This window comes from Moraxella nasibovis (genome assembly GCF_029581575.1).
In the GTDB taxonomy this organism is placed as follows: Bacteria; Pseudomonadota; Gammaproteobacteria; order Pseudomonadales; family Moraxellaceae; genus Moraxella; species Moraxella nasibovis.
In genome coordinates this window covers 330,720-355,618 of record NZ_CP089975.1, presented here as the reverse complement: position 1 = coordinate 355,618, position 24,899 = coordinate 330,720, and the positions used below count along the sequence as shown (strand labels likewise).

The window sequence follows — 24,899 nt, the reverse complement described above, 5'->3', positions numbered from 1 at the left end:
TGATGAATAAAAATGTATTTAAACACTCTATTATAAACGACTTTTTGGCAAATCGCAGACATTTTCTTATGAAAATTTCACTCGCTGTGCCAACGAGCGTGCCAGCCACTTCATTTATAAAAAGTCTGTCGTCTGATCTGCAAGCTTTGACAATTCAAAACGGACACTTACTTTTAAGCCTTGTGCAAATTTTTGGGCATCTGACAGCACGATTTTGCCGCCATATCTGTCAGCTATCGACTTGGCAATCGATAGCCCAAGCCCTGTGCCATGCACCTCGCTGCCCAAGACTCGATAAAAAGGATCAAACACCCGCACCTTTTGTGCATCATCAATACCAATCCCGCTATCCTCAACAAAAAAGGTCAAAACGCCATCTGCCACCTTGGCACTCACATCAATCTGACCGCCTGACGGTGTGTGGTTGATGGCATTATCCACAAAAACCTTCACCAAAGTAAACAAAGACATCTCATCTGCCTTGATCTTTGTCGAGCATTCACCAACCAATCCCAGATCAATGGACTTATCCTGCGCCAAAGGATATACCGACTCGATCACCGATGACAAGAGCTGCTGCACCGTAAAAGTCGTGTGCCTCACCCCGCCTTCTGCCTGCGCCCTCGCCAGACTCAACAGCTGCTCCAACAGGTGGCGATTGCGACGAATGACCGCCAAGACCTCATCAGCCTCCGCACGATCATCAGTGCTTTTTAGCCGACTGGCGAGCCGCTCCATCTGCAAAGACAGCGCCGTCATCGGGCTACGCAGCTCATGTGCGGCATCGGCGATGAATCGCTGCTGCTGACGCATGGCATCATCCACACGCACAAGCAGCCCATTCATCGCCACCACAAAGCCAACAAACTCGCTCGGCACGCCTTTGGTGTCTAGGGCGGATAGGTCTTTTGGGGCACGATTTTCAAGGCTCCCAGACAGCTTTTTGATAGGGCTTAGATTTTTGCGGATGATGACAAAAGTCAGCAAAGACAACAGCGGAAACAGCCAAAGCAATAGCGGCACAAGGCTACTTGCGACCGCTCGCATGGCAAGCTCAATGCGATATTCACTTTCTTGCATGACCGCCACCCTGCCATCATGCTTATCAAGCACAAAAATTCGGTAACCATCATCGACGCTGCCCAGCGTAGAAAACCCAGAAGGCAGCCGCTCAATGTCTTTAAGCACCTCGTGCGAAGGCTTGCCTACTTTGGTCTGCACATAGATGTGCGCATCATTATTGTCATCATCCATCAAGACGGCAGGCTTGGTCGGGTCGATGTGTACAGCGATCTGCGAGAGCGTCTGGTCTTGTAGGCGATGGCTTTGTTGATAATTATCATAAAACACCACGAGCGCCACCACAAGCGCACTGAACAAAAAAGCCAAGACAAATGCCACGCCCAGACGCACTTGCAGCGAATGAAACAGATGGCGCAGAACACCGATGGGAGAAAATGCTTTCATATTTATCATCCATCAAAAAGTTGCAAGACAAAGCACGACCGCTTAGCCACACATCACACAGCCTCTTTGTCTACAAGCCAGCCGACGCCACGCACATTTTTAACATACTCTTTGCCAACTTTCTTACGCAAGGCATGAATCATATAGTCAAGCGCATTACTCTCGATCTCATCCTCCCAGCCATACAGCTTATCTTCTAGCTGGCTGCGTGATAAAATCGACCCTGGACGCATCATCAGGGCTTGTAAAATGGCAAATTCTTTATTGCTCAGCAGCACCGATTCGCCCGTCGCTACGATTTTGACCTCAAAAGTGGCAGGATTTAGTGTCAATTTGCCATTGCTCAGCATGGGCTGTGCCGTGCCACCATGCCGCCGAACGAGCGCACGAATCCTCGCCAAAAGCTCTTGCATGTCAAAAGGCTTGACCACATAATCATCAGCACCGCCATCAAGCCCACCGATGCGGCTTTTGATGTCGTCTCGTGCCGTCACGATCAAGATTGGCAAATCCACCTTAGCCGCACGAATCTGCGCCAGCACATCCAGACCGTCCATTTTTGGCAAACCCAAATCCAAAATCAGCAAATCATAAGGCTGTGCCAGCACCGCAGACAAAACCTGAGCGCCATCGCCAAGCGCATCGACCGTCAAGCCATGATCTTTAAGCGCAGCCACCATCGCCCGCCGAATCATCGCATCATCTTCTACCAATAAAATTCGCATACGCCTCACCATTCATTATTAAGCGACTCATGATAACCGCTCAAACTTAGCCGTTAATTAGCCCACAACCAGCCGACAGTTAGCCAGCCTGATTCACCAAATCAATCCTCACTCCAAAAAATAAAGCCACCCTGAAAGTGGCTTTTAATGGGTTTAAATTTCTGCCAACTGATTGACCATCGCCACAAATTTATCGCCTCGATCGCCATAGCTGGCAAACTGATCAAAGCTTGCGCACGCAGGCGACAGTAGTACCGCTTTTGCCGTACTTTGGCTGGCAGCATCAATGGCAGCCTGCATGGTGCCAACATGGTGCAGGCGCAAGACCAAAGAAGGCTTGGTGGCAAGTCCCTGCTCAATGGCAGCGGCATCAGCACCGATGAGATACACGCCATCAGCATAGGTATCAACAGCCTCGGCAAGCTCACTAAAATCCTGCCCTTTACCCAAACCACCCAAGATGAGTGCCAAAGATCGCTTGCCATAGACCGCACCCAGACCATCGATTGCCGCCAAAGTCGAGCCGATGTTCGTGCCTTTTGAGTCATTAAAATACGCTCGATTTGCCACATCTTTGACATATTCACAGCGGTGCGGCAAACCCTTAAAGGCTTTAAGTGCATCAAGCATACTAGGCATATCAAGCCCCACCGCCTGCCCAAGCGCCAATGCTGACAGTGCATTGAGCAGATTGTGCTTGCCTTTGATGAATAATTCGTCAGCAGACAGCAGATGCTCGCCTTGATGACACAGCCAAATCTTATCAAGGCTTGTCACCAGACAAAAATCAGCACGGCAGTCGGTATCAATCGTGCCGCAAGTCGTGATGACTTTGGCATCCGGCATACCTTGATCGCTCAGCACACTTTGGCAAACACTTTGTAAGTCAGCATCGTCCGTGCAAACGACCGCCGCCCAAGCATCGTCAAAAATCCGCAGTTTTTGCGCCAAATACCCCTTCATGTCGCCATGGCGATCCAAATGATCTGGCGAGATGTTCAATATGGTGGCGACCGCCGCACCCAGATGGCTGATGTGTTCTAGCTGAAAACTGGACAATTCAAGCACCGCCAAATCCATGCCTTCAATGGCAAGTAGTTCAAGCGCTGGCGTGCCGATATTACCACCCACACCGACAATCTTGCCTGCCTTTTTTGCCATCTCGCCCACCAGCGTGGTGACGGTGGATTTGGCGTTTGAGCCTGTGATGGCGACGATGGATGTCGTTTTGCCTGTGGCGGCATCACGCTCACGCAGCGCATCCACAAAAAGCTGCACATCACTGACCACCGATATGCCTGCTGCCTTTGCCGCTACGATGGCAGCATGGCGTGGATCCACACCAGGGCTGATGATGATTTTTTGTGCTGACAGCAGCACCTGCTCATCGATACCGCCAAATGAAGTCTGCACACCCTGTGGCAGCTTGGGGGCAAGGCTTGGGGCGGGCTGCTCATCGACCACCGTCACACGATGCCCGCAAGACAGCAGAAAATTCACCGCCGACAGCCCAGAGCCGCCAAGCCCAATCACCACATGACCGACATCCAAAAAGTTCGCCTGCGTCATCACATCACTCGCTTTTGTTGTTAAAATCATGGCTTATTGTAGCAGAATTTCGCAGAATGAACATTGAATTTTTAGGCGAATTGACGGTATAATGCACAGAGACATCGAGCCAAGCCAAGGACACTTTCATGAAATTAGTTTCAGCAGTCATTAAGCCATTCAAACTAGACGATGTGCGTGAGACGCTCTCAGAGATCGGCATCACCGGCATTACCATCACCGAAGTCAAAGGCTTTGGTCGCCAAAAAGGTCACACCGAGATGTATCGTGGCGCAGAATATGTGGTCGATTTTTTGCCAAAAATCAAAATCGAAATCGCCTGCACGGACGAGATGGTCGATTCGATCATTGAAGCCATCATCAAAGCCGCCAATACAGGAAAAATTGGCGATGGTAAGATTTTTGTCACGCCACTTGAAAGCGTCATTCGCATTCGCACTGGCGAGATGGATCAGCAGGCGCTGTGATGATCGACGCTTGATATGACAAAAAACACCTTAGACAAATACTAAGGTGTTTTTTATTTTGATTTTAAATCATTAAGTCAAGATGAAAAGCATCTTGAAATATCCACCCATCAAATCACTGTCTTACGCCAGTCTGCGTGCCTGCACGGCTGCTGATGGTAAGGTTGTTGCCATTTAGGCTGATGTTGGCGGTGCCAGAGATTGGCAATGTTGGGTGCTTGCCCTTGCCAGCGTACTTGCCGCCACCTTGCGCTTTGATGTCTCTGATGACAGTTGCGCCTTCACGCTTTTTGGCTTTTTCAGTCAAGCCTTTGGTCATGACTGCTTGGTAGCCATCGCCTGACTTGCTGATTTTGATGATGGCTTTTGCCTCGCCTTTTTCGCTCATTTTCCAAGTGCCGACGATGGCGTCATTATTTGCCAAAGCGGCTGTTGAGATCGCCACGCCCAGACCGATGGCGGCAAATTGTGCTAATTTTTTCATAACTACTCCCTATGTTTTTTTAACCAGATGTGCAATTCACAGCCTACAACTGTGAACTGTCAAATCATTATAACCAAGCCAAAAATCAAATGCAAACATTAAATTTGTCAGCCATCGCCCTTTTTGTAAGGCTCTATGCAAGATGTGTATGCTTTTTGTTATCCACAATTAAGCAAATTAAGCAAATTAAGCAAATTAAGCAAATTAAGCAAAAGGATTGTCAATGCTGTCGTTTACAGTGTCCAACTCAGTCTCCACGCTCGCCTGCGTCTGCGCCGCAACCAACGACTTGGCAAAATCAAGCAAAGCCTGCGCCTGCGCACGACCTGTTTCATCCATGCCAATCTCCACCTCGCCGTGGATGATGACTTTGTCTTGCTGATTTTCAAAGCTTAAATTGCCAATATTTAGCACTTCGTGATCGTTTTGAAAAATTTGCATGAGCACTCCTTATCGCTCACCTGTTGATGACATTGATGAAGTATTTAAAAATTTCAAGCAAAACAAGCAGCAAGCCCTGCATACTGCCCATGTTATTTAAGTCGATTTTATCCAGATCGACACCAAGCTCATCGGTCATGAGTGTGCCGTCTGCGGCAGGTCTTGGCAGCTTATAGGCGGTATTTTGCACAGGGGTGGGCAAAGTTGGCATGACGGCGATGCCCGTGCGCTGCTTAAACTCGCTCAGGCTGATGATCTCATAGCTGGGATTTTCGATATTTGGCGAATAGTACACACCTGCTTGATTCAGGCTTGGCACATACACCGCCTTAAAAAAATGGCTCGGCACCAGCACCCGTCCGCCGATGCGAGAGACGCTCTTGCCATCAAACACCACGCCCGTTACAACATAAACCTCACCATACTTTTCGGTCAATTTGCGCGTGGCAGATTCAATGTATCGCCAAACATTGCGATTATGCGTACCATTTTGTGGGGCGATGTTAGCAAGGCTAAAACTTTCGTACTGAGTGTTGGCATCGGCCATGTCGCCATTAGGCGCAAGATGCCCACGGTCGAAGCCTGAGCGGCTGTAATCAGACAGCTGTGCTCGGTGGTCATGCGGCAGTCTGGTCTCCACACGAAAGCTGTCTTGACGCACCAAACGCCTCGCCTGCTCAATGCGTGAACGAGTCAAATGCTCTGCCGACCAAAGTGGCGTGCGAGACACGCCAGAGTGCAGCACCGCAAAGCCATCAAAGCACAGCGCATCGACTTTTTGGTTCAGTTTTTTGCCCTTTGTGCCGACAAGCATTGGCGCATTGCCCTCATAAAAATGCTGGCGACACTCAGCAAAGCTGTCATTAAAGCCCTGCACAAAGCCATCCGCCCTAGCCGTCGCACTGGCAGCATAAGCCTGGGGCTGACACAGCACCCAGCCAATCAAAACCGTCAATAAAGCAAATGATTTCATGCCGCCATTATAGCAAAATCCACCACAAAAGGCAGGTCCATCTTTTTGAATATGCAAGATTTTTTGATAAATTTTTTGATAATTTTTTATAAAATTACTCATCGATGATGAAAATTCTGCCCACGCCCCCATAAAGCTTATTTATCAAATCACCCTTAAAAGCCATTAATCAAAACTCATCCATGAACCACACTACCCCAAACCACGCAAATAATCACGCCACTTTCGCCCCACGCCTTTTGACTTGGTTTGCCACGCACGGTCGCCACGATTTGCCTTGGCAATATCATCATGCCGACACATCTGACATTTATGCCGTGTGGCTGTCTGAAATCATGCTACAACAGACACAGGTCGCCACCGTGCTGGGCTACTTTGAAAAATTCATCAAAAAATTCCCCACCGTGCAAGATTTGGCAAATGCCAACTGGGACGAAGTGGCGAGCCTTTGGGCAGGGCTTGGCTACTATGCACGAGCCAGAAATCTGCACGCAGGGGCAAAGCAAGTGGCTGATTTTATTGAAAAAAATGGCGAATTTCCGCAGAGTGTTGATGATTGGCAAGCCATCAAAGGCGTGGGGCGTTCCACCGCAGGGGCGATTGTGGCGATGGGCGTGCGTTCTTATGGCGTGATTTGTGATGGCAATGTCAAGCGAGTGCTGACACGCTGGGCGGGCATTGATGGCGACATCACAAAGTCCGCCACCGACAAAGTCCTGTGGGCGCTTGCCGACACGCTCACACCCACCGATGAGAGCGGAAAATTTGCCCAAGCGATGATGGATTTGGGGGCGACACTTTGCACTCGCACCCGCCCAGACTGCCAAGCCTGCCCACTGTCTGCCGACTGCACTGCTCACCGACAAGGCAACCCCACCGCCTACCCTGTCAAAGCCAAAAAGACCGCCAAACCCCACCGTCATTCACTGGTGTTTGCCGTGCGACATGGCGAGCGATTGCTGTGGATAAAAAGACAAAGCGATGGGGGTATTTGGGACGGTTTGTACGCCTTACCCATGCTGATGATTGCCGATGAATCAGGCGATATGGCACGCCTGCCCCATGATTTGACGCACGCCAAAACCGCCCACGAACGCACCAAAAAACCCCAAAGTCCCAGCCTTGCCGAACGCCAAGTGCTTGATATTTTGCCAAATCTGCCTTTAAAAGCAAGCAAAACCATCAAACACACGCTCACGCATTTTCATTGGCATTTGTCGCTTGTTGAGCTTGATATTGACGATGATTTATATCGGCAAATCAGCCACGCCCTCACCGCTGTCCATGCCGAATTTTATTGGCAAAAAGACGCTCAAGATTTGGGCATACCGAAGGCGATGATAAAATTAGGCATTTAGACTTTTAGATTATCAAGATTATCATATCAACAGTCAAATCGACAAAAGACCAAATTGTCAAAAGACCAAACCATCAAAAAAAAACACCCCAAAGCTCTGGGGTGTTTGCATTTAAGCTTTGGCTCTTTTTAGCCAAGTCATCGTGCATCAGTTCACGCTTTGTGGTGCGATGATGGTGATTTCTACACGGCGGTTTGGCTCATAAGCTGCGCCAAATTTAGAAGTAGCGCCGTGACCGATGGCACTGATACGAGAGCCAGCAACGCTTTGGTTCACTAGGTAGCGAGCAACAGCGTTAGCACGGTTTTGTGACAATGTTTGGTTGAATGCAGCGCTGCCTTCAACTGACGCATAGCCATTAACAACAACCTGAGTTTGGTTGTATTCGTTCAAGGTTCTTGCCACTTGGTTCAAGGCATTGTATGAGCTTGATTTGATGGCGTATTGACCTTTGTCAAAAGTGATCGCCTCTGGAATGGCAAGGTTGATGTTGTTTGTCACAGGGTCACGAGTCACCTCGATGCCAGTACCAGCAGTTTGCTGTTTTAGCTTAGCTTCTTGCTTGCTCATGTATGCACCAACACCTGCGCCCAATACCGCACCGATGGCAGCATCACGACCAGTCTGCTCACCGCCAGTCGCCTTAGAGATGGCAGCACCACCCAAAGCGCCTGCCAATGCGCCCAGACCTGCTTTCTTAGTGGTGTCATTTACCTGTACGCCACCAGTGCTTGCGCAACCTGTGATGACCATGCTTGATGCCAATGCTGATGCGGCAAGTAGTTTCATTTTGCTCATGATAGACTCCTTTTTTAAGTCGTGTGTGTTTTGATTTTTTTGGCAAATCAAAACAAAAATGTATTTTTAAAAATCTCCCTAAAAGCCTGCCGTGCCAAAAATCATTTTGAACACAAACAATGCTTGGTTGAGTACATTATGAACCAAAAAACTTTCTTGTCTGTTGTAAGTCTGTATCTCATCCGTTGAGTTTTCATTATGATTATTTATGCAATACTCGCCAAGCGATGCCCAAAAACACTCACAAATGGCATCATTTTTCTTGATAAATCACGCATAAAACGGTGTTTTGCAAAATCACTCATCACCCGCTTTTATTCGCCACGGCTTTTGATGGATGCTTGATGATTATTGAGCATTTGACAAAAATATTGTATCAAAATTTTTCAAAAAATCGCTTTTTATGGAACAAGTGATGAAAATTTACCGATTTTTGGGAAAAATTTGCTAAAATAGACCACAGTTTTTATTTGTGCACTGATTTTTAATATCTTGTTACATTATCAGTAACATTCATGCGATACACCAAAGCAAAAGCAAATCAAAATCAGTGCCAATCAATCTCAATGACGCAGATTCATGCACACATTTAGGATTTAGGACAACATCATGACCAAGCCCAAGCGCAGCACCTTGCCCTTTTTTCAAAAGCTGCACGAAAAATCGCCCAAACTTGCCCAAAAGCTCTCTTTTGCCGTCAGCACAGGTAGCATCGCCGCCAACAGTCTGGGCTTGTCCATGCCGATTTATGCAGCAGGTCTTGCCAAGATTTTTGGCAAATCCAAAGTCGCTGACGACGCCATCATCAGCATGACTGACTATTGGATTCGCTCGAATAATTTCATGATTGACAAGGTCTTGCCCGCCAAAGACTGGCGCATCAGCCTGCCTGACGGCTTAAACCCAAATGGCAAATACCTGCTCATCTGCAACCATCAGTCATGGGTGGACACCAGCATCATTCAATATGTCAGCGAAGGCATCTTGCCAATCACACGCTTTTTTGCCAAACATGAGCTTTTGTACATTCCTGTTGTCGGTCAAACCTTTTATTTTCTAGACTTTCCGATGATGAAACGCCACAGCAAAGAGCAGATTGCCAAAAATCCTGCGCTTGCCAACCGAGACATCAATGAAGCTCGCCGTGCCTGCCAGCTACTCGCCGACAAGCCCTTTGTACTGCTAAACTACCTAGAAGGCACACGCTTTACGCCTGCCAAACACGCCAAGCAAAACTCGCCCTATCGACATCTATTAAAGCCCAAAGCAGGGGGGCTTGCGCTTGCCATCAGCAGTCTTGGCGAGCAGATCGATGGCATTTTGGACATGACTTTGGTCTATCCTGACGGCGCCCCTGAGTATGGCGATCTGTGGCAAGGCAAACTGACAAGGCTTGGCGTGGACATTCGCCACATCGAGCTTGAGCCTAAGCTATTTGACGCCCTAAAAAATGGCGAGTACGATCATAACGAGCAAGTAAAAGCCGAGCTGTTCGCTTGGCTCGATGAAGTCTGGCAAGCCAAAGATGAGCGCATTGATGCGATGCTGTCAGGCTTTGGCAATGTGACCACAGCTAAGACACCCCAATCTTAATTTTAAACACTCACTTTTTTAAAGACAAAAAAGACCGACACCCATGCGACAAACCCCCGATCTTGACGACCTAAGCATTCCCCAAACGCACGAAATCCCTGCCGATGTCGTGCCGCTGTATGGTGGTGAGCACGACGACAGACCCAGCCGCCTAAAAATCGCCTACGACATCTTAATGCTTGGCTTGTTGGTGGTGGATTTGCTGCTGATGCTGATCGATGGTATTTTGATGAGCGTGCTTGCTGAATACGCCGCCAGATGGCTGGGGCTTGGCGATGCCTTGGCGGTCTATCACACGCAGCATCACACTTCGGTGGCGACTGTTAGCGGTGCATTTACGCTGTTTTGGGTGGTGGAGCTTGGTGTGCGCTGGGTGCTTGCCATCGTCAATCACACCTATCATCGCTGGTTTTTCTTTTCATTTGTGCATTGGTACGAGACTTTGGCGTGTTTTCCTGCCTTGCGTGCGCTTAGACTGTTGCGTGCTGGCATCATCATCAAGCGCCTGCATAAAGTGGGCATCAAAATCATTCCAGAGCGCTGGATTACTTCGGGCAAATTTTATTATGGCGTGCTATTAGAAGAGCTGTCCGACCGAGTCATCTTGACAGCGACGGACAATCTGCGTGCGCAAATCCGACGCTCAAAGACGCACGACAAACTCATCCAAGACACGCTCAATAAAAATCGCCCCGCCATCGAGCAGGCAGTCTTAGAGCTACTAAAAACTGAGCTAACCCCACGGCTACAAGGCGCATTTGAACATGAAGTCGGCGAGCAACTGTCGAGCGACATCGGGCTTGCGGTGGAGCGGGCGCTCATTGACACGCCAGAATTTAGCAAATACCTAAAACTCATTCCTGTGGCAGGCTCGCTGATCGAAAATCAAATCACCACCATCGGCAAGCGCATTGGCAAGAATGTTACCACCTCCGTCAATGCTCACTTATTTGATGAAAAGACGCTGGATGCACTCATGGCACAGATCGCTCATGGCATTGCACACATTGACATCAATCGCCCCGCCCTACAAAAGCTGGTGGCAGACATCACCGAAGATGCGCTTAGCGCCTTTGAAGCGCAAATCAAGGCTCAACAGTGGCGACACACCGAGCAGATCAAGGCGGTAGTGTCAGAGCATCATTAAAAAAGCAAAAGGCAAAAGGCAAAAATTTCGATGATTACTGGTTTTGCTGTTTTTTCATGAATAAAAAAATGCTACAATCTTAACTTTTACTTTTAAGGATGTTGGACAAGCAAAGGCGAGTAAAAATTGTGGTTGGAGCAAGAATGCCTGACGGATGTAAAATTTTGCATCGACACTTTGCATTGAAACCTTGCGTTAAAACTTTGCATCGGCACAGGACGATTTTAACCTTCGCCTGCCACTACAAATCTTGGGTGGTTGGCATTTGGCATAACGGATGCTGATTTAGCATGGCAGCGACGCATAGAAAGTTCGATACGCCCTACATTTTTATTTTTTATTTTTTGTGATGGTTGATGATTATGAGTAAAGCCGTTCAGTTATTTGGCAAAATGCTGGCATTTAGCCGAATTAAAATTAGTACAGACAATCTTGGCGACATTCAGACAGAATTGACCCAGCTGATCGGTAGCAATCCAGAGACAACTGGCATTCCTGCGATCATCGACAGTGAAGTGATGCTTGATTTGTCAGCATTGGTTGAGCTTTTGTGGTCGATGGGCGTACAGCCAATCGGTGTGGCAGAGGGTGTGCTTGATGCGCAGGCACAAGATTTGCGTTTGGCAATCTTGCCTGCCGACGGCAAGAGAATCGGTCGCTTGGAAGTCAAAACAGCGCCAGAAACCCAAGCAGAACCCAAGCAAACCCCGCCCGAGACACAGTCATCAAAGGATGTGACCACGCCCACTGGCACTTCTGGCACGCACACGCAGATGGTGCGCTCAGGGCAGAGCATTCATCATTTCGGTGGCGATCTGACCATCATCGGCGGTGTCAATCAGGGCGCAGAAGTCATCACAGATCACAGCCTACACATCTATGGACACGGCTTGGGTCGCTTGGTGGCAGGCGCAACGGGCGATAAGAATGCTCGCATTTTTTGTCAAAAATTCAACCCAACCTTAGTATCGGTGGCAGGCACTTACTGCCTAAGCGAAGACATTCCCAGTCAGATGATCGATCAAGCCGTGCAAGTCAGCTTTGATGAAAACAAAGGGCTTATTTTTTCTTTGATTAAGACTTGATGGTGCGAGCGGCTGACGGCTTATTGATGCCACCAAGCCCCAAAAGTCCAGCCCTGTGATGTTTTTGTGAGAAATTCTAACAAACTATTACAGATTTTTGCATCATCATTGATGACAATCAATGATACAATGTGCATAAATCAATAAATTTTAACGATTTTTTTTCAAATTCAGCCGATTTGGCTGATCGATTATTTTTTAGATGTTAAGGAGTGCCATTGTGGCGAAAATCATCGTAGTAACCTCAGGTAAAGGTGGCGTTGGCAAAACCACCACCAGTGCATCATTTGGCGCAGGTCTTGCCAAGCGTGGCTTTAAAACTGTCATCATCGACTTTGATGTGGGCCTGCGCAACCTAGACCTCATCATGGGCTGTGAAAACCGCATCGTCTATGACTTTGTCGATGTCATCAGTGGCAACGCCAAGCTGACACAAGCACTGGTCAAAGACAAACAATTGGAAAACCTGTACATCTTACCTGCGTCACAAACTCGTGATAAAGACGCTCTGACTGACGAAGGTGTGGCTGCCGTCATGAAAGAGCTGTCAGAGGACTTGGGCTTTGATTACATTGTCTGTGACAGCCCAGCAGGTATTGAGCGTGGCGCTCAGCTTGCCATGTATCATGCTGACGAGGCGCTGATCGTGACCAACCCAGAAGTCTCATCAGTACGAGACTCAGACCGCATCATCGGCATCTTGCAGTCTCGCACCAAGCGTGTCGAGGAAGGTGGCAGCGTCAAAGAGCATCTCATCATCACTCGTTACAACCCAGAGCGTGCCGCCCAAGGCGAGATGATGGACATCGATACCATCGCCAATGAGATCTTGCGTGTGCCTTTGATTGGCGTGATTCCAGAAAGCAACGCCGTGCTTGAAGCCTCAAACCATGGTCAGCCTGTCATTCATTACCCAGAATCTGCCGCAGGTCAATGCTATGAGGACATCGTCGCACGCTTCTTGGGTGAAGAACGACCACTTCGCCACCTAGAAGTGAAGAAGAAAGGCTTCTTTGCAAAACTTTTTGGAGGCTGATATGAAGAAAGGATTTTGGGCATCATTATTTGGTGGTAATGACACGCCAAGCAGCGCCGACATCGCCAAGGATCGCTTAAAAGTCATCGTGGCAAGCTCCGATCGTCTAAACACACGCCTGACTGCCGATCGCATCGAGCAGATGAAACGAGAGATTTTGCAAGTGGTCAATAAATATGTCAATGGCGTACAAATCAGCGATGTGAACATCAATCACCATCACGAAGACAACATTGATATGTTAGAGATGAGCATCAGCCTGCCTGATCGCAAATGATGCTTTTAACGCATTGATACCAGTAAGAACGCTCAAATTTTTTGGGCGTTTTTATTGTTTTATGAATCCCAAAAAAACAGCCATCAGATTGACGGCTGTTTTTTAGATTTCTAATCGTTAACAGATTAGAATTTTAGGTGAGCGCCCACGCCCCACATAGAAGCGTCTGCATTTAGGTAGTTATAGCCTGCTTCGATGCCGAAGTTTGGCGTAGCGTTAAAGCCTACTGCCACACCGCCTGCTAGGCTGGTTTTGTCAGATGATGAAGTGTAGTTCACATTCACACCTTTATCTTCCACTTCGGTTTTTGCGATACCCAGTTTGCCTTTGGCATAGACTGGTGTGTTGTTGAAGTGGTAGCGGTAAGTACCGTATGCGCCATAGGTCTTAGCATCGTATTCGTAATTTGCCAAACCTTCGCTATAACCCTTAGTTTCAGAACCAACATACTCCACTTCTGCACCGAAGTTTTGGTCGAAGTTGTAGCCACCATACACACCGTATGCAGTTGCTTTGCTTGGCAAGCCATCCACATCGATTTGACCGACTTTTACGCCCACATAAGGCTGACCTGCCGCTGCTGAGCCATAAGTGATGGCTGCGTTTGCGCTCATGGCTAGGATTGATGATGCGCCTAGTGCTAGGATTGCTTTGTTTAGAGTTTTCATGTGTTTCTCCTAAAATGCGGTTAAGCACCGCTTGCTTTGTTTGTTGTTTTAACCAAAGAGTATTTTGTACTGCTCTTTGCGTTGGAATCATAGTAACAAAATATTTCTTAATGACTGTGCGTGTTTGTAGGGTGAAATGTAAAGTTTTGCAAACATTTGCACCGACTTGACAACATTCGCCCATTTTTTGCAATTTTTCGTTATCATTTTCAACAAAATCCGCTTTTTTTATCTCAAAAGACCAATTTTGCAACATTTTTGGGGCAAATTTGCCAAAAATTTGTTCAATCATCTCATGAAAATTTATAAAAATTACGCACCAACATCACATTTTGCCAAAAATACCGCCATCATTCGCCAAAAATCCACCCAAAAGTCATGATTTGTTACAATTTTTGAAAATCATTGGCGAAAAAAGATTTTATGTTACAATGCCAAAAACGGCTATCTTTATCATTTTTTGGCAAATTTAGATAAATTTTGGACAAACTTGGGACAAATTTGGGGGAAAATATGACCAAAACAACCAATTCATCAACCCATTCATCAAAAAAATCGCTCATCATTTTTGATTTGGACGGCACACTCATTGACAGCGTGCCTGATTTGGCGGCGGCGGTAGATGCGACTTTGACAGCGCTAAATGCACCGACAGCAGGCGTTGATCATGTACGCACTTGGGTGGGTAATGGGTCGTTAAAGCTGGTGGAGCGTGCGTTGGTGTGGGCAGGACTGCCTTTGACCGAACTTGAAACCGCTCATAAGATTTTTTTGCAAAAATACGCACATTGTCATGACAAAACGGTAGAATACGCTGGCGTCAGCGAAGGATTGGAGCGACTTGCCAAGCAAGGATTTAGGCTTGCCATCTGCACCAATAAACCTGTGCAATTTTTGCCAGAGATTCTAAAAAATATGGGCTGGACGGACACATTCGCCTGCGTCATCGGTGGCGACAGCCTAAGCGTCAAAAAGCCAGACCCTGCCCCACTGCACCACATTTGCCAGACACTTGGCGTGGAAAATACGCACGCCGTCATGGTGGGCGACTCAGAAAATGACATCTTGGCAGGCAAAAATGCTGGCATGACCACGCTGGCACTCAGCTACGGCTACAACTACGACAAACCCATCAGCGACAGCCGTCCTGATGCGGTGTTTGATGAATTTGGGGCGTTGGTGGATTTTATTTTAGGTCATTTCGCCTAAGATGACATCCATCAAACTGATAAGGTAATACACCTTTTGTAGGTTGGGTTGAGCAAAGCCAAACCCAACATTTGTAATGTAACTTATTGAATCTGTTGGGTTTTCGCAAGCTCAACCTAACCTAAGACTCAGGCGAGTTTTTTTATCATGAACTATTGATGACAAAATTCGTATTGCGGGTTTTTCTTGTGATAATAGCACTGATAAGGGTCAATTTCTTTGCCCTTAGCGTCTTTTAATGTGCCGTTGTACCACTTTTGTTCATCTGCTGTGGTAAATACCTTAAAAGTCTTAGGGAAGCGATAACGACTGATGGCAGGCTTGTTATTTAAATCAAGCCACTCTTTATCAATGACGCTATTACCCTCATGATCGGTGACAATATTGCCCCTGCTATCCTCTTTTAATGAAACACCACCTTCCACACTAATCGCTCCATAGCCTTTGATGGGCTTAAAATCCCAACCAAAACCACCGCCATAGCCAGCCGCAGCGTGTTCATAGCCATCCGCCGTGCAAGCTTGCTGTTTGACGACCTTGCCATTTTTGATGATGACGCAGTGCTTTTTGACATTGATGTATTCTTGGGCAGCGGCATGGGCAATGCCGACAGACAAAATGGATACACCGATAAAGGTAAGCAATTTAACACTTTTCATAAAATCTCCTACACGACCCATAAGTCATGATAAATTCAACCACATCATAAAAACGCCCATCGTCAGCCACGATAACTTAACGCCTCTGCCACATGAGCCGTACCAACTTCGTCCGCACCTGCCAAATCTGCAATCGTACGAGCGACTTTTAAAATGCGATGATAACTACGAGCTGATAGATTTAGGCGAGCTTGGGCGGTCTTGATGAGATTTTTTTCGTTATCGCCAAGTTTGATGAATTGGTCAATTTCGCTGGGCGTCAGCTCATTATTGGCTTTGCCTTGACGAGCTAGGGCAAGCTGACGAGCGTTTGCCACACGAATACGCACGAGAGCAGACGACTCGCCTTGTGGGGCATTTTGTAGATCATCCAAGGGCAGTGCAGGCACATGAATGTGCAAGTCAATGCGATCCATCAGCGGCCCTGAAATGCGGTCTTGATAACGGCGAACCTGATCGCTCTTACAATGGCAACGATTCGTACCATCGCCATGGTAGCCACACGGACACGGATTCATGGCGGCGATGAGCTGAAAATCAGCAGGAAATGCCACTTGGCTGCTCGCACGGCTGATGACGATTTCTTTGGATTCAATGGGCTGTCTGAGCACTTCAAGGACTTTTTTGTCAAATTCTGGCAATTCGTCCAAAAACAGCACGCCTTTATGTGCTAGCGAAATCTCCCCCGGTTTTGGGCGAGAACCGCCACCCACCAACGCCACGCCAGACACCGTATGATGCACCTGACGAAATGGTCTCACGCCATAATCACACGCCACACCTGCCACCGAATAGACGCTTGCCACTTCTAATGCCTCTTCATCGCTCAAAGACGGCAAAATACTCGGCAAACGAGACGACATGAGTGTCTTACCAGAACCCGGTGGACCTTTAAACAGCAGCGAATGCCCGCCTGCCGCCGCAATCTCTAAGGCACGGCGAGCGTGGTGTTGCCCTTTAATGTCAGACAAATCCAAAGGATACGCCACTTCTGCTTGGGCGGTGGCACTCACGGTAGGCGTGAGCAAATCGGCTTGATTTTGGCTGATGCCACTCACCACATCTAAATGGCGACATACTGCCTGCAAATCATCTGCCCCAAGCACGGTAACGCCTACAACCCTTGCCGCCTCGTCCGCATTGGCTTTTGGTACAATCAGCGTTCGCTTTTGTGGGGCATTTTTCATCGCCAACGCCACGGACAACGCCCCAGAGATGGGACGAAGTTCACCATTTAGGGCAAGCTCGCCCACAAACTCAAAGCCATCAAGCACACGCTCATCTACTTGACCACTCGCCGCCAAAATACCCATTGCAATCGGCAAATCAAGGCGGGAGCCATCTTTGGGCAAATCCGCTGGGGCAAGATTGATGGTAAGCCTACGACTTGGGAAGTCAAAATCGCTGTTAATGAGTGCTGAACGCACACGGTCTTTACTCTCTCGCACCGCCGCCTCTGCCAGCCCCACGATGGTCAAAGCAGGCATGCCTTGCGACAAATGCACCTCCACCGTTACGGCTGGAGCGTGTAGCCCCACCACCGAGCGAGTCAAAACCTGAGCAAACGACATGACAATTCCTTAACAGTTCCTTGTAAATTTTAACGCCAATCGGCAGGCATTTTCGTTTAAATGATAATAAGGCGACAATTCTTGCAAATCCACCGCATACTGCACATTAGTGTGAGCTTGACCGATGACGGCTTGCAAGCTACTTAACACCGTCTCAACCAAAGCATGCTTGGTCGCATCATCTCGCCCCGCCATGATGAGCAATCGTGCCGACACGAACAACTCGCCATCGTCCGCCCCAAGCCCAATCAAGCTGGCATGGGTGCGATGAATGCGACTTTTGATGTCTTTAGCCTCTTTAAATTGCCCTGTGGCAAACAAAGCATGATTAGCGGCAGACAACAGCTCGTTTTCGTCAATTTGTACACCTTGGCTGACTTCTAAAATCAAATGTGGCACGGCAACTTCCTTTTGATCATGTTAAAATAAAACGGCAAAATCAACCCACCATCAAGACGGCTTAACACACACCAGCACACGAATGCTGTCAGGTACCAGCGATAAATTCGCCAACGCCTCCACGCCCTGAGCGAGCATTTTTTCAAGCTCAATGATTTCGCCATCTCGCACATTTGGGTTGATGGCCTGTAGGCGTTTTAGACGGCTGATTTCCTTATTTAAATACTCACTGTACTGGGCGGTGGCATCACGGCTGATTTGAGCCAGCTGATCATAAGCCAGCTCTTTGGCACGGCTCGCCTGCGTCTCAATCACAGACGCACGAGCTTTGATGACTTGTCTGGCTCGTGATTTGTCAAGGCGTTCAATGAGCGGTAGGATTTTTTCGCTGGTGGCAACTTTGCTCAAATCATCGCCTCGCTCGGTCAAAAATACTCGTAGCACCTGCTGTGGCAAATAAGCGGTCAGGTTGAAATGTTTTGGGGCAATCGCCTCAATGCGAAAATGATTTTCAACCAGTAGCATACCTTGTGGCATGGCGGCAGATTTGAGCATGGCGACCTGCGTATTACCAAACGCCCCTGATGTTACCATCTCAAGAATGCTGGTAATCAGCGGATGCTCATAAGTCATATAATCCATGTCTTCACGAGCCAATGCCTGCTTACGATCAAAAGTCAAAGTCATGCCATCTTCACCAAACGGCAGGGACTCAATCCCCTCAATATCTACCTCTTGGGCATCAATCGGATGAACGATCCACGAATTATCACGCTGAATGCTATAATCAATATTCACCGCCTCAAAATAGCGATCCAAGAACATCGGCAGCAGCTTGTCATTGTCCAGCTCCATCATCGCCTGAGCAATGCGACCTGCCACATTTGGACGACAAGAATTATACTCAAGCAATCTGTCTCGCCCCGCTTGCAGCTCTGCTTCTAGCTCCGCTCTTAGCATTGATCCTTGGGCAATCAGATGAGCCAATGCCTCACGATTGTCTTCGCTATCTTCACCTTCAAGCAAAGGTTTTAGCTCAGCAATGAAATGCTCTTGGACAGATTGGGCGGTTGGACTGATTTGGTTAAAAATATTAAGCGCCCCATCATACCAGTTATACAGGCGTTCTTGGGCTGTCCCCACCACAAACGGCACATGCAAATTGATCTTAGCAATCTGTCCAATACGATCAAGACGACCAATACGCTGTTCTAGGGTGTCTGGGTTGGCAGGCAAATCAAACAACACCAAATCCTGTGCAAACTGAAAATTACGCCCCTCTGAGCCAATCTCACTGCACAGCAAAATCCGCGCTCCATTCACATCAGCAAAATACGCCGCCGCCTGATCTCGCTCAAGCAGACTCATCTGCTCGGTAAAGATTGCCGTGCGAATGCCCGCGTGCAGTCTTAGCACTGCTTCAAGACTCTCGGCAGTCGCCCCACTTCTGGCAATGAGCAAAACTTTTTTATGACGCAGTGGCTCTTTTAAAAGGTTAATCAGCCAATTCACACGCGGATCAGATTCTAGCCACGAACCATCTGGATAATTTTCCTCACCCCACAGCTGTTCACGCAATTTACCATTGGTATAGTGCGTGCCTTGCCAGGCGGTCGGTAACGGCAGTGGATATGGAATGCTGGTACGCCCATAAAAACCCTGCACGCTATCACGAGTATTACGAAACAGCACACGCCCTGTACCATGACGGTCAAGCAGCTCGTTGATGATGTGCGTACGCAGTTTGTCGTTGTCGTTAATGTCTGCCACCTGCTCCACACCAAAGCCAAGTAGCCCTGCCACTGCCGTGATTTGCTTATCAGATAACGCCTTACCCTCAATCAGCAATGTCGCCACCATCGCCACATCGCCGAACGCCTCTTGACTGGCAATAAAATCGTCCAAATCATCAAAACGATGCGGATCAAGCAATCTTAATCTGGCAAAATGACTCTCCACGCCAAGCTGTTCTGGCGTGGCGGTCAAAAGTAGCACGCCTGCGGTATGCGCCGCAAAGTCCGCCACAAGGTCGTATTTGTCATTACCGCCTTGCTCAGTATCCCATTGCAAATGATGTGCTTCATCAACAACCAATAAATCAAACCCAGCAGCGAATGCCTGCTCATACAAATCATGATGGTCTAATAATAAATCAATGCCTGCAATGATGTACTGCTCGGTGGCAAAGACATTTTGGTCAGGGTTGTGTTCTTTGATGGACGCCGTTCGCACCAAATCAAAAATAGAAAAATCCAAATTAAAACGGCGTTTTAGCTCAATCATCCATTGATATTGAAGGCTATCTGGCACCAAAATCAGTACCCGATTTGCCTTACCCGTGATGATTTGCTGATGAATGATGAGTCCTGCCTCGATGGTCTTACCCAGCCCCACTTCGTCCGCCAACAGCACACGGGGAGACAGACGCTTACCGACCTCATGAGCGATGTACAGCTGATGGCGAATGACATCCACCCTCGCCCCCATCAAGCCTCGCAAAGGATGGCGAGACAGCATGGCTTGTAGTTTTAGGGCATCTTGGCGTAAGTCGTACCATTCATTATTCTCAATGCGACCTGCCAATAGGCGTTCAAGTGGCTTGGCAAGCGTGATGTTCGCTGCCAAACGAGTCTCCATGAGCGATTTACCACAAGTCAAATGATAACGCATGACGCCAGCAACATCTTCACAGCGAGCCACGATGTGCTGATTGCCCTCTTGGTCTGTCACCGTATCGCCCTCAAAGAACACCACACGAGACAGCAGTGCAGACGCTTTGGCATACACACGAGTCTCCTCAGACTGCGGAAACAGCACCGACACACAGCGCTCATCAACATCGATGACCACCCCAAGCCCAAGATTGCTTTCAGAATCTGACAGATAACGCTGACCAATGGCAAATTGACTCATAAAATACTCTTCATTTATCTACAACAGATGTTGTCATGATTTATTATTCAAAACCCCTTATTTTACTAAAAAAAGCAAAATTTATCATCAGTTTTCGCATTTTTACACCGCCCTAATACACTCAATGACAAAAATACAAACATTTATTCATAAATGTGGTATATTGCCAAATCATTTGTTATTTAATTTGCCAAATTTATTTCAGGATTGCCTTATGAAAGCCGTATTTTTAGACACCAGTACTTTTTCTGCCCAAACCGACTTATCCTTGCCTGACATCATCACTGATTACACCAAATACGACAGCACGCCAAACGACACCGACATCATCATCGAGCGTTGTCAGGATGCTGACATCATCATCACCAACAAAGTCGAGCTGACCGCCGATGTCATCGCACATTTACCTAAATTAAAACTGATTCATGTAACTGCCACGGGCATCAACAACATCGACACCAATGCCTGCCAAACGCACGGCGTGGCATGGCAAAATGTCGCAGGCTATTCTACCGTCAGCGTCCCAGAACATACTTTTATGCTCATGCTCAATGTCATGCGAGCAGGTCTTTTTTATCATCGTCAGGCGACCGATGGCACTTGGCAAGATGATGGGCGTTTTTGTTTGGTTGGTGAGCCAATTTTTGATTTGTCAGGCAAGACCCTAGGCATCATCGGCACAGGCAATATTGGTCGCAGTGTCGGTCGCATTGCACAAGCCTTTGGCACGACCGTGCTGTATGCTGAGCATCGTGGCAAAGCCCCACGAGATGACAGCTACACCGCCTTTGATGAAGTGCTGGCACGCTCTGATGTCATCAGCCTACATTGTCCTTTGACTGATGACACCGCTCACCTAATCAACGATGAAACCATCAGTCAAATGCAAAAAAAACCTACCATCATCAATGTCGCTCGTGGCGGTGTGGTTGATGGCTCTGCGGTGGTGCGTGGTATTTTAGATGGGCGACTTTTGGGCTATGGTTCAGATGTGTTTGAAGCTGAGCCGTTTGCCGATGACGACCCATTATTGACATTAAAAGACCATCCACGCGTGTTTTTTACCCCGCACAACGCTTGGGGCAGTCTGCACGCCCAAGCACGCCTATGGCAAATCTTATGCTCGCAGGTAAGTGCGTTTGTTCAGAATTATCAAGCGGATTGATTGGCGTTTGAGATTTAAAAATTATCCACCCAAAAACTGTGCTATACTATGCGGTTTGCACAGTTTTTTTATTTTTATAACCATGACAACACCCATGATACAGCTGCACCAAGTCAGCAAAGTATTTCACACTCAAAAAGACGGCAAAACTGTCGCTTTTACTGCTGTTGAACCAACTGACCTTACCGTCAATCAAGGCGAGATTTTTGGTATCATTGGCTCATCAGGCGCAGGCAAATCCACGCTCATTCGCTGCGTGAATTTATTAGAGCGACCCACCACAGGCACGGTGACGGTTGATGGGCTAGAATTGACCAGCCTATCTCAAAACGAGCTGATTAAAGCTCGCCGAGCCATTGGCATGATTTTTCAGCATTTTAATTTGCTACATTCTCGCACAGTGTTTGATAACATCGCCCTACCGCTTGAATTGTCAGGCACGCCAAAAGCCGTCATCAAACAAAAAGTGAGCGAGCTGACCCATCTTGTGGGGCTAGACGACAAGCACGATGTCTATCCTGCCAATTTGTCTGGCGGTCAAAAACAGCGAGTCGCCATCGCCCGAGCTTTGGCATCAGACCCCAAAGTCTTGCTGTGCGATGAAGCCACTTCCGCCCTAGACCCTGCCACGACGCAGGCGATTTTGGCATTATTAAAACAAATCAACAAAACACTTGGCATCACCATTTTGCTCATCACGCACGAGATGGATGTGGTCAAACGCATCTGCGATAAGGTGGCAGTCATTGACAAGGGGGTACTGATTGAGCAAGGCATCGTGAGCGACATTTTTGCCAATCCGCAGACCAACATGGCAAAAGCCTTCATCAATTCCACCTTTGACATCGGTCTGCCTGATGAATTTTTGGCAAAATTAACCCCAAGTGCCACGCACGCACACGCCTATCCCGTGGTCAAATACGAATTTACGGGCAATTCGGTGGATTTGCCGCTGTTTTCACAAGCAAGCAAACAGTTTGGCGTGGAGTTTAGCATTCTAACTTCACAAATGGACTATGTGGGCGGTGTCAAATTTGGCTTTACCATCGCCGAAGTGATGGGCGATCGCACCGCCATCATGCAGGCGAACGAATTTTTGGCAAATCACGGCGTAACTTTGGAGGTTTTGGGCCATGTGGGATAAAATTTATACCGACTTTATGACCGAGCTACACCCAAAAATGTGGCAAATGGTCGCTCAATCCACCTACGAGACCATCTATATGGGGCTGGCAGCCACTGCCATTGCCGTATTGGTGGGCGTGCCGTTTGGCTTTGTGGCGTTTTTGACAGGCAAGGGGCGAATCTTAGAAAACACTACCTTATTTAAAATCCTTGATGCCATCATCAACATCGGTCGCTCCGTGCCTTTTATCATCTTGCTCATCGTCTTAATGCCCGTTACTCGCATTTTGGTGGGGACGACACTTGGCACGACAGCCGCCATCGTACCCCTAAGCGCTGCCGCCATTCCTTTTGTGGCGCGCCTGACCGCCAACGCCTTGATGGAAATCCCAGCAGGACTCACCGAAGCGGCTCAGTCCATGGGGGCGACCAACTGGCAAGTCGTCAGCAAATACTATTTCCCAGAAAGCTTGCCGATGATCATCAACGCCATCACTTTGACGCTGGTCACGCTCATTGGTTATTCGGCGATGGCAGGCGTGGTCGGTGGCGGCGGTCTGGGCAATCTTGCCATCAGCTATGGCGAACATCGTGGCATGGTCTATGTAAAATGGATCGCCACCATCATCATCGTGGCGATTGTGATGATTTGCCAAAAGGTTGGCGACATCCTTGCTGCACGAGCCGATCATCGCTAAGCATGATTTAATATTCCTATTTGGCATATATAATTTCACAAAATCACGCCTTTAAGATATTGAATTCAACAAGGCTTTATGGTTTAATATACAAAAATGTTACTATCTTGCAACATTTTGTATTTACTGGTTAATTTTTTGTCAATTAACCCGCCATTTTGGTTTGATTAAAAGAGCATTTGTTATGAAACTGAATAAATTTTTTGGTCTGTGCGTCCTAGCATCTAGCATCGCTTTGGCTGGCTGTGGCGCAGACAAAAAAACCGAGCAAACCGCCGCCCCTGCTGACACCGACAAGATCGCCCAAACCATCAAAGTAGGCGTGATGAGCGGTCCTGAGCACGCTGTGGCAGAAGTGGCAGCCCAAGTTGCCAAAGAAAAATATGGCTTGACGGTAGAGTATGTCGAATTCAACGACTACGCCTTGCCAAACGAAGCGGTCTCTAAGGGCGACCTAGACGCTAATGCCATGCAGCACAAGCCTTACCTAGATGAAGACAGCGCCAAAAAAGGTCTGGACAATCTGGTCGTCGTGGGCAACACTTTCGTCTATCCATTGGCTGGCTACTCAAAGAAAATCAAGTCACTTGACGAGCTAAAAGACGGCGCAACCATCGCCGTGCCAAACGATCCATCAAACTTGGCTCGTGCATTGATTTTGCTTGAAAATCAAGGTCTGATCAAGCTAAAAGACAACAAAAATCTACTTTCAACTTCACTAGACATCGTGGAAAACCCAAAAAATCTAGTCATCAAAGAAGTGGATACTTCTGTGGCGGCTCGTGCGCTGGATGATGTGGATCTGGCAGTGGTAAACAACAACTACGCAGGTCAAGCAGGTCTGACTGCACAAGATGGCGTGTTTGTTGAATCCAAAGAGTCACCTTATGTAAACATCATCGTGGCTCGCAGCGACAATAAAGACTCAGAAGCCATCCAAAACTTCGTCAAAGCCTATCAGACTGACGAAGTAGAAGCCGAAGCGAAAAAACAATTCAAAGACGGCGTTGTGAAAGGCTGGTAATCCGCTCTCACAAAAAATCCCTTTGGCAACAAAGGGATTTTTATTTTG

The 24,899-nt window shown here is 47.8% G+C and carries 24 protein-coding genes; 12 read left to right on the top strand and 12 right to left on the bottom strand.

Annotated elements, in window-relative coordinates; all coding sequences use genetic code 11:
• Positions 1 to 114: 114 nt before the first annotated feature.
• The 3 genes from LU290_RS01550 to murD all read right to left on the bottom strand — a co-directional run bounded on the left by LU290_RS01550 (position 115) and on the right by murD (position 3,761).
• Positions 115 to 1,467, bottom strand: coding sequence for a sensor histidine kinase (locus LU290_RS01550; protein WP_277808819.1), 1,353 nt, complete (start codon positions 1,465 to 1,467; stop codon positions 115 to 117).
• A 53-nt stretch (positions 1,468 to 1,520) separates the two neighbouring features.
• Positions 1,521 to 2,192, bottom strand: coding sequence for a response regulator (locus tag LU290_RS01545; RefSeq protein ID WP_277808818.1), 672 nt, complete (start codon positions 2,190 to 2,192; stop codon positions 1,521 to 1,523).
• Between the two features lie 153 nt (positions 2,193 to 2,345).
• Entirely contained in the window at positions 2,346 to 3,761 is a 1,416-nt protein-coding gene (gene murD, locus LU290_RS01540) for a UDP-N-acetylmuramoyl-L-alanine--D-glutamate ligase (RefSeq protein WP_277809529.1), read from the bottom strand.
• Between the two features lie 128 nt (positions 3,762 to 3,889).
• Here murD and LU290_RS01535 point away from each other — a divergent pair, with 128 nt between their 5' ends.
• Entirely contained in the window at positions 3,890 to 4,228 is a 339-nt protein-coding gene (locus LU290_RS01535; RefSeq protein WP_277808817.1) for a P-II family nitrogen regulator, read from the top strand.
• Between the two features lie 115 nt (positions 4,229 to 4,343).
• On the opposite strand, the gene LU290_RS01530 is transcribed toward LU290_RS01535, so the two are convergent.
• From LU290_RS01530 to LU290_RS01520, 3 genes are all read right to left on the bottom strand, one after another.
• Entirely contained in the window at positions 4,344 to 4,712 is a 369-nt protein-coding gene (locus LU290_RS01530; protein ID WP_277808816.1) for a DUF2147 domain-containing protein, read from the bottom strand.
• 204 nt (positions 4,713 to 4,916) lie between these two features.
• Positions 4,917 to 5,153: a hypothetical protein gene (locus LU290_RS01525; protein ID WP_277808815.1), complete on the bottom strand. Its 237-nt coding sequence runs from the start codon at positions 5,151 to 5,153 to the stop codon at positions 4,917 to 4,919.
• Positions 5,154 to 5,169: 16 nt separating this feature from the next.
• Positions 5,170 to 6,126: a DNA/RNA non-specific endonuclease gene (locus LU290_RS01520; RefSeq protein ID WP_277808814.1), complete on the bottom strand. Its 957-nt coding sequence runs from the start codon at positions 6,124 to 6,126 to the stop codon at positions 5,170 to 5,172.
• A 182-nt stretch (positions 6,127 to 6,308) separates the two neighbouring features.
• Between LU290_RS01520 and mutY the strand changes: the two genes are divergently transcribed.
• The gene (mutY, locus tag LU290_RS01515) at positions 6,309 to 7,484 is read left to right on the top strand and encodes an A/G-specific adenine glycosylase (RefSeq protein WP_277808813.1); all 1,176 of its coding nucleotides are present in this window, start codon (positions 6,309 to 6,311) and stop codon (positions 7,482 to 7,484) included.
• A gap of 147 nt (positions 7,485 to 7,631) precedes the next feature.
• On the opposite strand, the gene LU290_RS01510 is transcribed toward mutY, so the two are convergent.
• The gene (locus LU290_RS01510) at positions 7,632 to 8,282 is read right to left on the bottom strand and encodes a YiaD family glycine zipper/OmpA-like lipoprotein (protein ID WP_277808812.1); all 651 of its coding nucleotides are present in this window, start codon (positions 8,280 to 8,282) and stop codon (positions 7,632 to 7,634) included.
• 609 nt (positions 8,283 to 8,891) lie between these two features.
• On the opposite strand from LU290_RS01510, the gene yihG reads away from it, so the two are divergent.
• The 5 genes from yihG to minE all read left to right on the top strand — a co-directional run bounded on the left by yihG (position 8,892) and on the right by minE (position 13,420).
• Positions 8,892 to 9,875, top strand: a complete 984-nt coding sequence (yihG, locus tag LU290_RS01505) for a 1-acylglycerol-3-phosphate O-acyltransferase, YihG family (RefSeq protein ID WP_277808811.1) — start codon at positions 8,892 to 8,894, stop codon at positions 9,873 to 9,875.
• Between the two features lie 43 nt (positions 9,876 to 9,918).
• Positions 9,919 to 11,022, top strand: a complete 1,104-nt coding sequence (locus LU290_RS01500; protein WP_277808810.1) for a hypothetical protein — start codon at positions 9,919 to 9,921, stop codon at positions 11,020 to 11,022.
• Between the two features lie 362 nt (positions 11,023 to 11,384).
• Positions 11,385 to 12,107, top strand: coding sequence for a septum site-determining protein MinC (gene minC, locus LU290_RS01495; RefSeq protein ID WP_277808809.1), 723 nt, complete (start codon positions 11,385 to 11,387; stop codon positions 12,105 to 12,107).
• A 220-nt stretch (positions 12,108 to 12,327) separates the two neighbouring features.
• Positions 12,328 to 13,143, top strand: a complete 816-nt coding sequence (gene minD, locus LU290_RS01490) for a septum site-determining protein MinD (protein ID WP_277808808.1) — start codon at positions 12,328 to 12,330, stop codon at positions 13,141 to 13,143.
• Between the two features lies 1 nt (position 13,144).
• A complete protein-coding gene (gene minE / locus LU290_RS01485) occupies positions 13,145 to 13,420 on the top strand; it encodes a cell division topological specificity factor MinE (RefSeq protein ID WP_277808807.1) in 276 nt (91 codons plus the stop codon).
• Between the two features lie 125 nt (positions 13,421 to 13,545).
• Here minE and LU290_RS01480 read toward each other — a convergent pair whose 3' ends face one another.
• Positions 13,546 to 14,088 (bottom strand): porin family protein, encoded by a 543-nt coding sequence (locus tag LU290_RS01480; RefSeq protein WP_277808806.1) that lies wholly within the window; start codon positions 14,086 to 14,088, stop codon positions 13,546 to 13,548.
• A 513-nt stretch (positions 14,089 to 14,601) separates the two neighbouring features.
• On the opposite strand from LU290_RS01480, the gene LU290_RS01475 reads away from it, so the two are divergent.
• Positions 14,602 to 15,297, top strand: a complete 696-nt coding sequence (locus LU290_RS01475) for a phosphoglycolate phosphatase (protein ID WP_277808805.1) — start codon at positions 14,602 to 14,604, stop codon at positions 15,295 to 15,297.
• Between the two features lie 152 nt (positions 15,298 to 15,449).
• Here the strand turns inward: LU290_RS01475 and LU290_RS01470 are convergent, their stop codons facing one another.
• The 4 genes from LU290_RS01470 to rapA form a co-directional block, all read right to left on the bottom strand.
• On the bottom strand, positions 15,450 to 15,956 hold the full coding sequence (locus tag LU290_RS01470; RefSeq protein WP_277808804.1) for a hypothetical protein: 507 nt from the start codon (positions 15,954 to 15,956) through the stop codon (positions 15,450 to 15,452).
• Between the two features lie 62 nt (positions 15,957 to 16,018).
• A complete protein-coding gene (locus tag LU290_RS01465) occupies positions 16,019 to 17,527 on the bottom strand; it encodes a YifB family Mg chelatase-like AAA ATPase (RefSeq protein ID WP_277808803.1) in 1,509 nt (502 codons plus the stop codon).
• A gap of 9 nt (positions 17,528 to 17,536) precedes the next feature.
• Positions 17,537 to 17,926 carry a 5-carboxymethyl-2-hydroxymuconate Delta-isomerase gene (locus LU290_RS01460; protein WP_277808802.1) on the bottom strand — a complete coding sequence of 130 codons (390 nt, stop codon included), beginning with the start codon at positions 17,924 to 17,926 and terminating at the stop codon, positions 17,537 to 17,539.
• 51 nt (positions 17,927 to 17,977) lie between these two features.
• Positions 17,978 to 20,839: an RNA polymerase-associated protein RapA gene (rapA, locus tag LU290_RS01455; protein WP_277808801.1), complete on the bottom strand. Its 2,862-nt coding sequence runs from the start codon at positions 20,837 to 20,839 to the stop codon at positions 17,978 to 17,980.
• A gap of 214 nt (positions 20,840 to 21,053) precedes the next feature.
• Between rapA and LU290_RS01450 the strand changes: the two genes are divergently transcribed.
• The 4 genes from LU290_RS01450 to LU290_RS01435 all read left to right on the top strand — a co-directional run bounded on the left by LU290_RS01450 (position 21,054) and on the right by LU290_RS01435 (position 24,851).
• Positions 21,054 to 22,004, top strand: a complete 951-nt coding sequence (locus LU290_RS01450) for a D-2-hydroxyacid dehydrogenase (protein WP_277808800.1) — start codon at positions 21,054 to 21,056, stop codon at positions 22,002 to 22,004.
• 94 nt (positions 22,005 to 22,098) lie between these two features.
• On the top strand, positions 22,099 to 23,148 hold the full coding sequence (metN, locus tag LU290_RS01445) for a methionine ABC transporter ATP-binding protein MetN (protein ID WP_277808799.1): 1,050 nt from the start codon (positions 22,099 to 22,101) through the stop codon (positions 23,146 to 23,148).
• Positions 23,138 to 23,827: a methionine ABC transporter permease gene (locus LU290_RS01440; protein ID WP_277808798.1), complete on the top strand. Its 690-nt coding sequence runs from the start codon at positions 23,138 to 23,140 to the stop codon at positions 23,825 to 23,827. Before metN ends, LU290_RS01440 begins: the two co-directional genes overlap by 11 nt.
• A 184-nt stretch (positions 23,828 to 24,011) precedes the next feature.
• Positions 24,012 to 24,851 carry a MetQ/NlpA family lipoprotein gene (locus LU290_RS01435; protein ID WP_277808797.1) on the top strand — a complete coding sequence of 280 codons (840 nt, stop codon included), beginning with the start codon at positions 24,012 to 24,014 and terminating at the stop codon, positions 24,849 to 24,851.
• Positions 24,852 to 24,899: the final 48 nt, after the last annotated feature.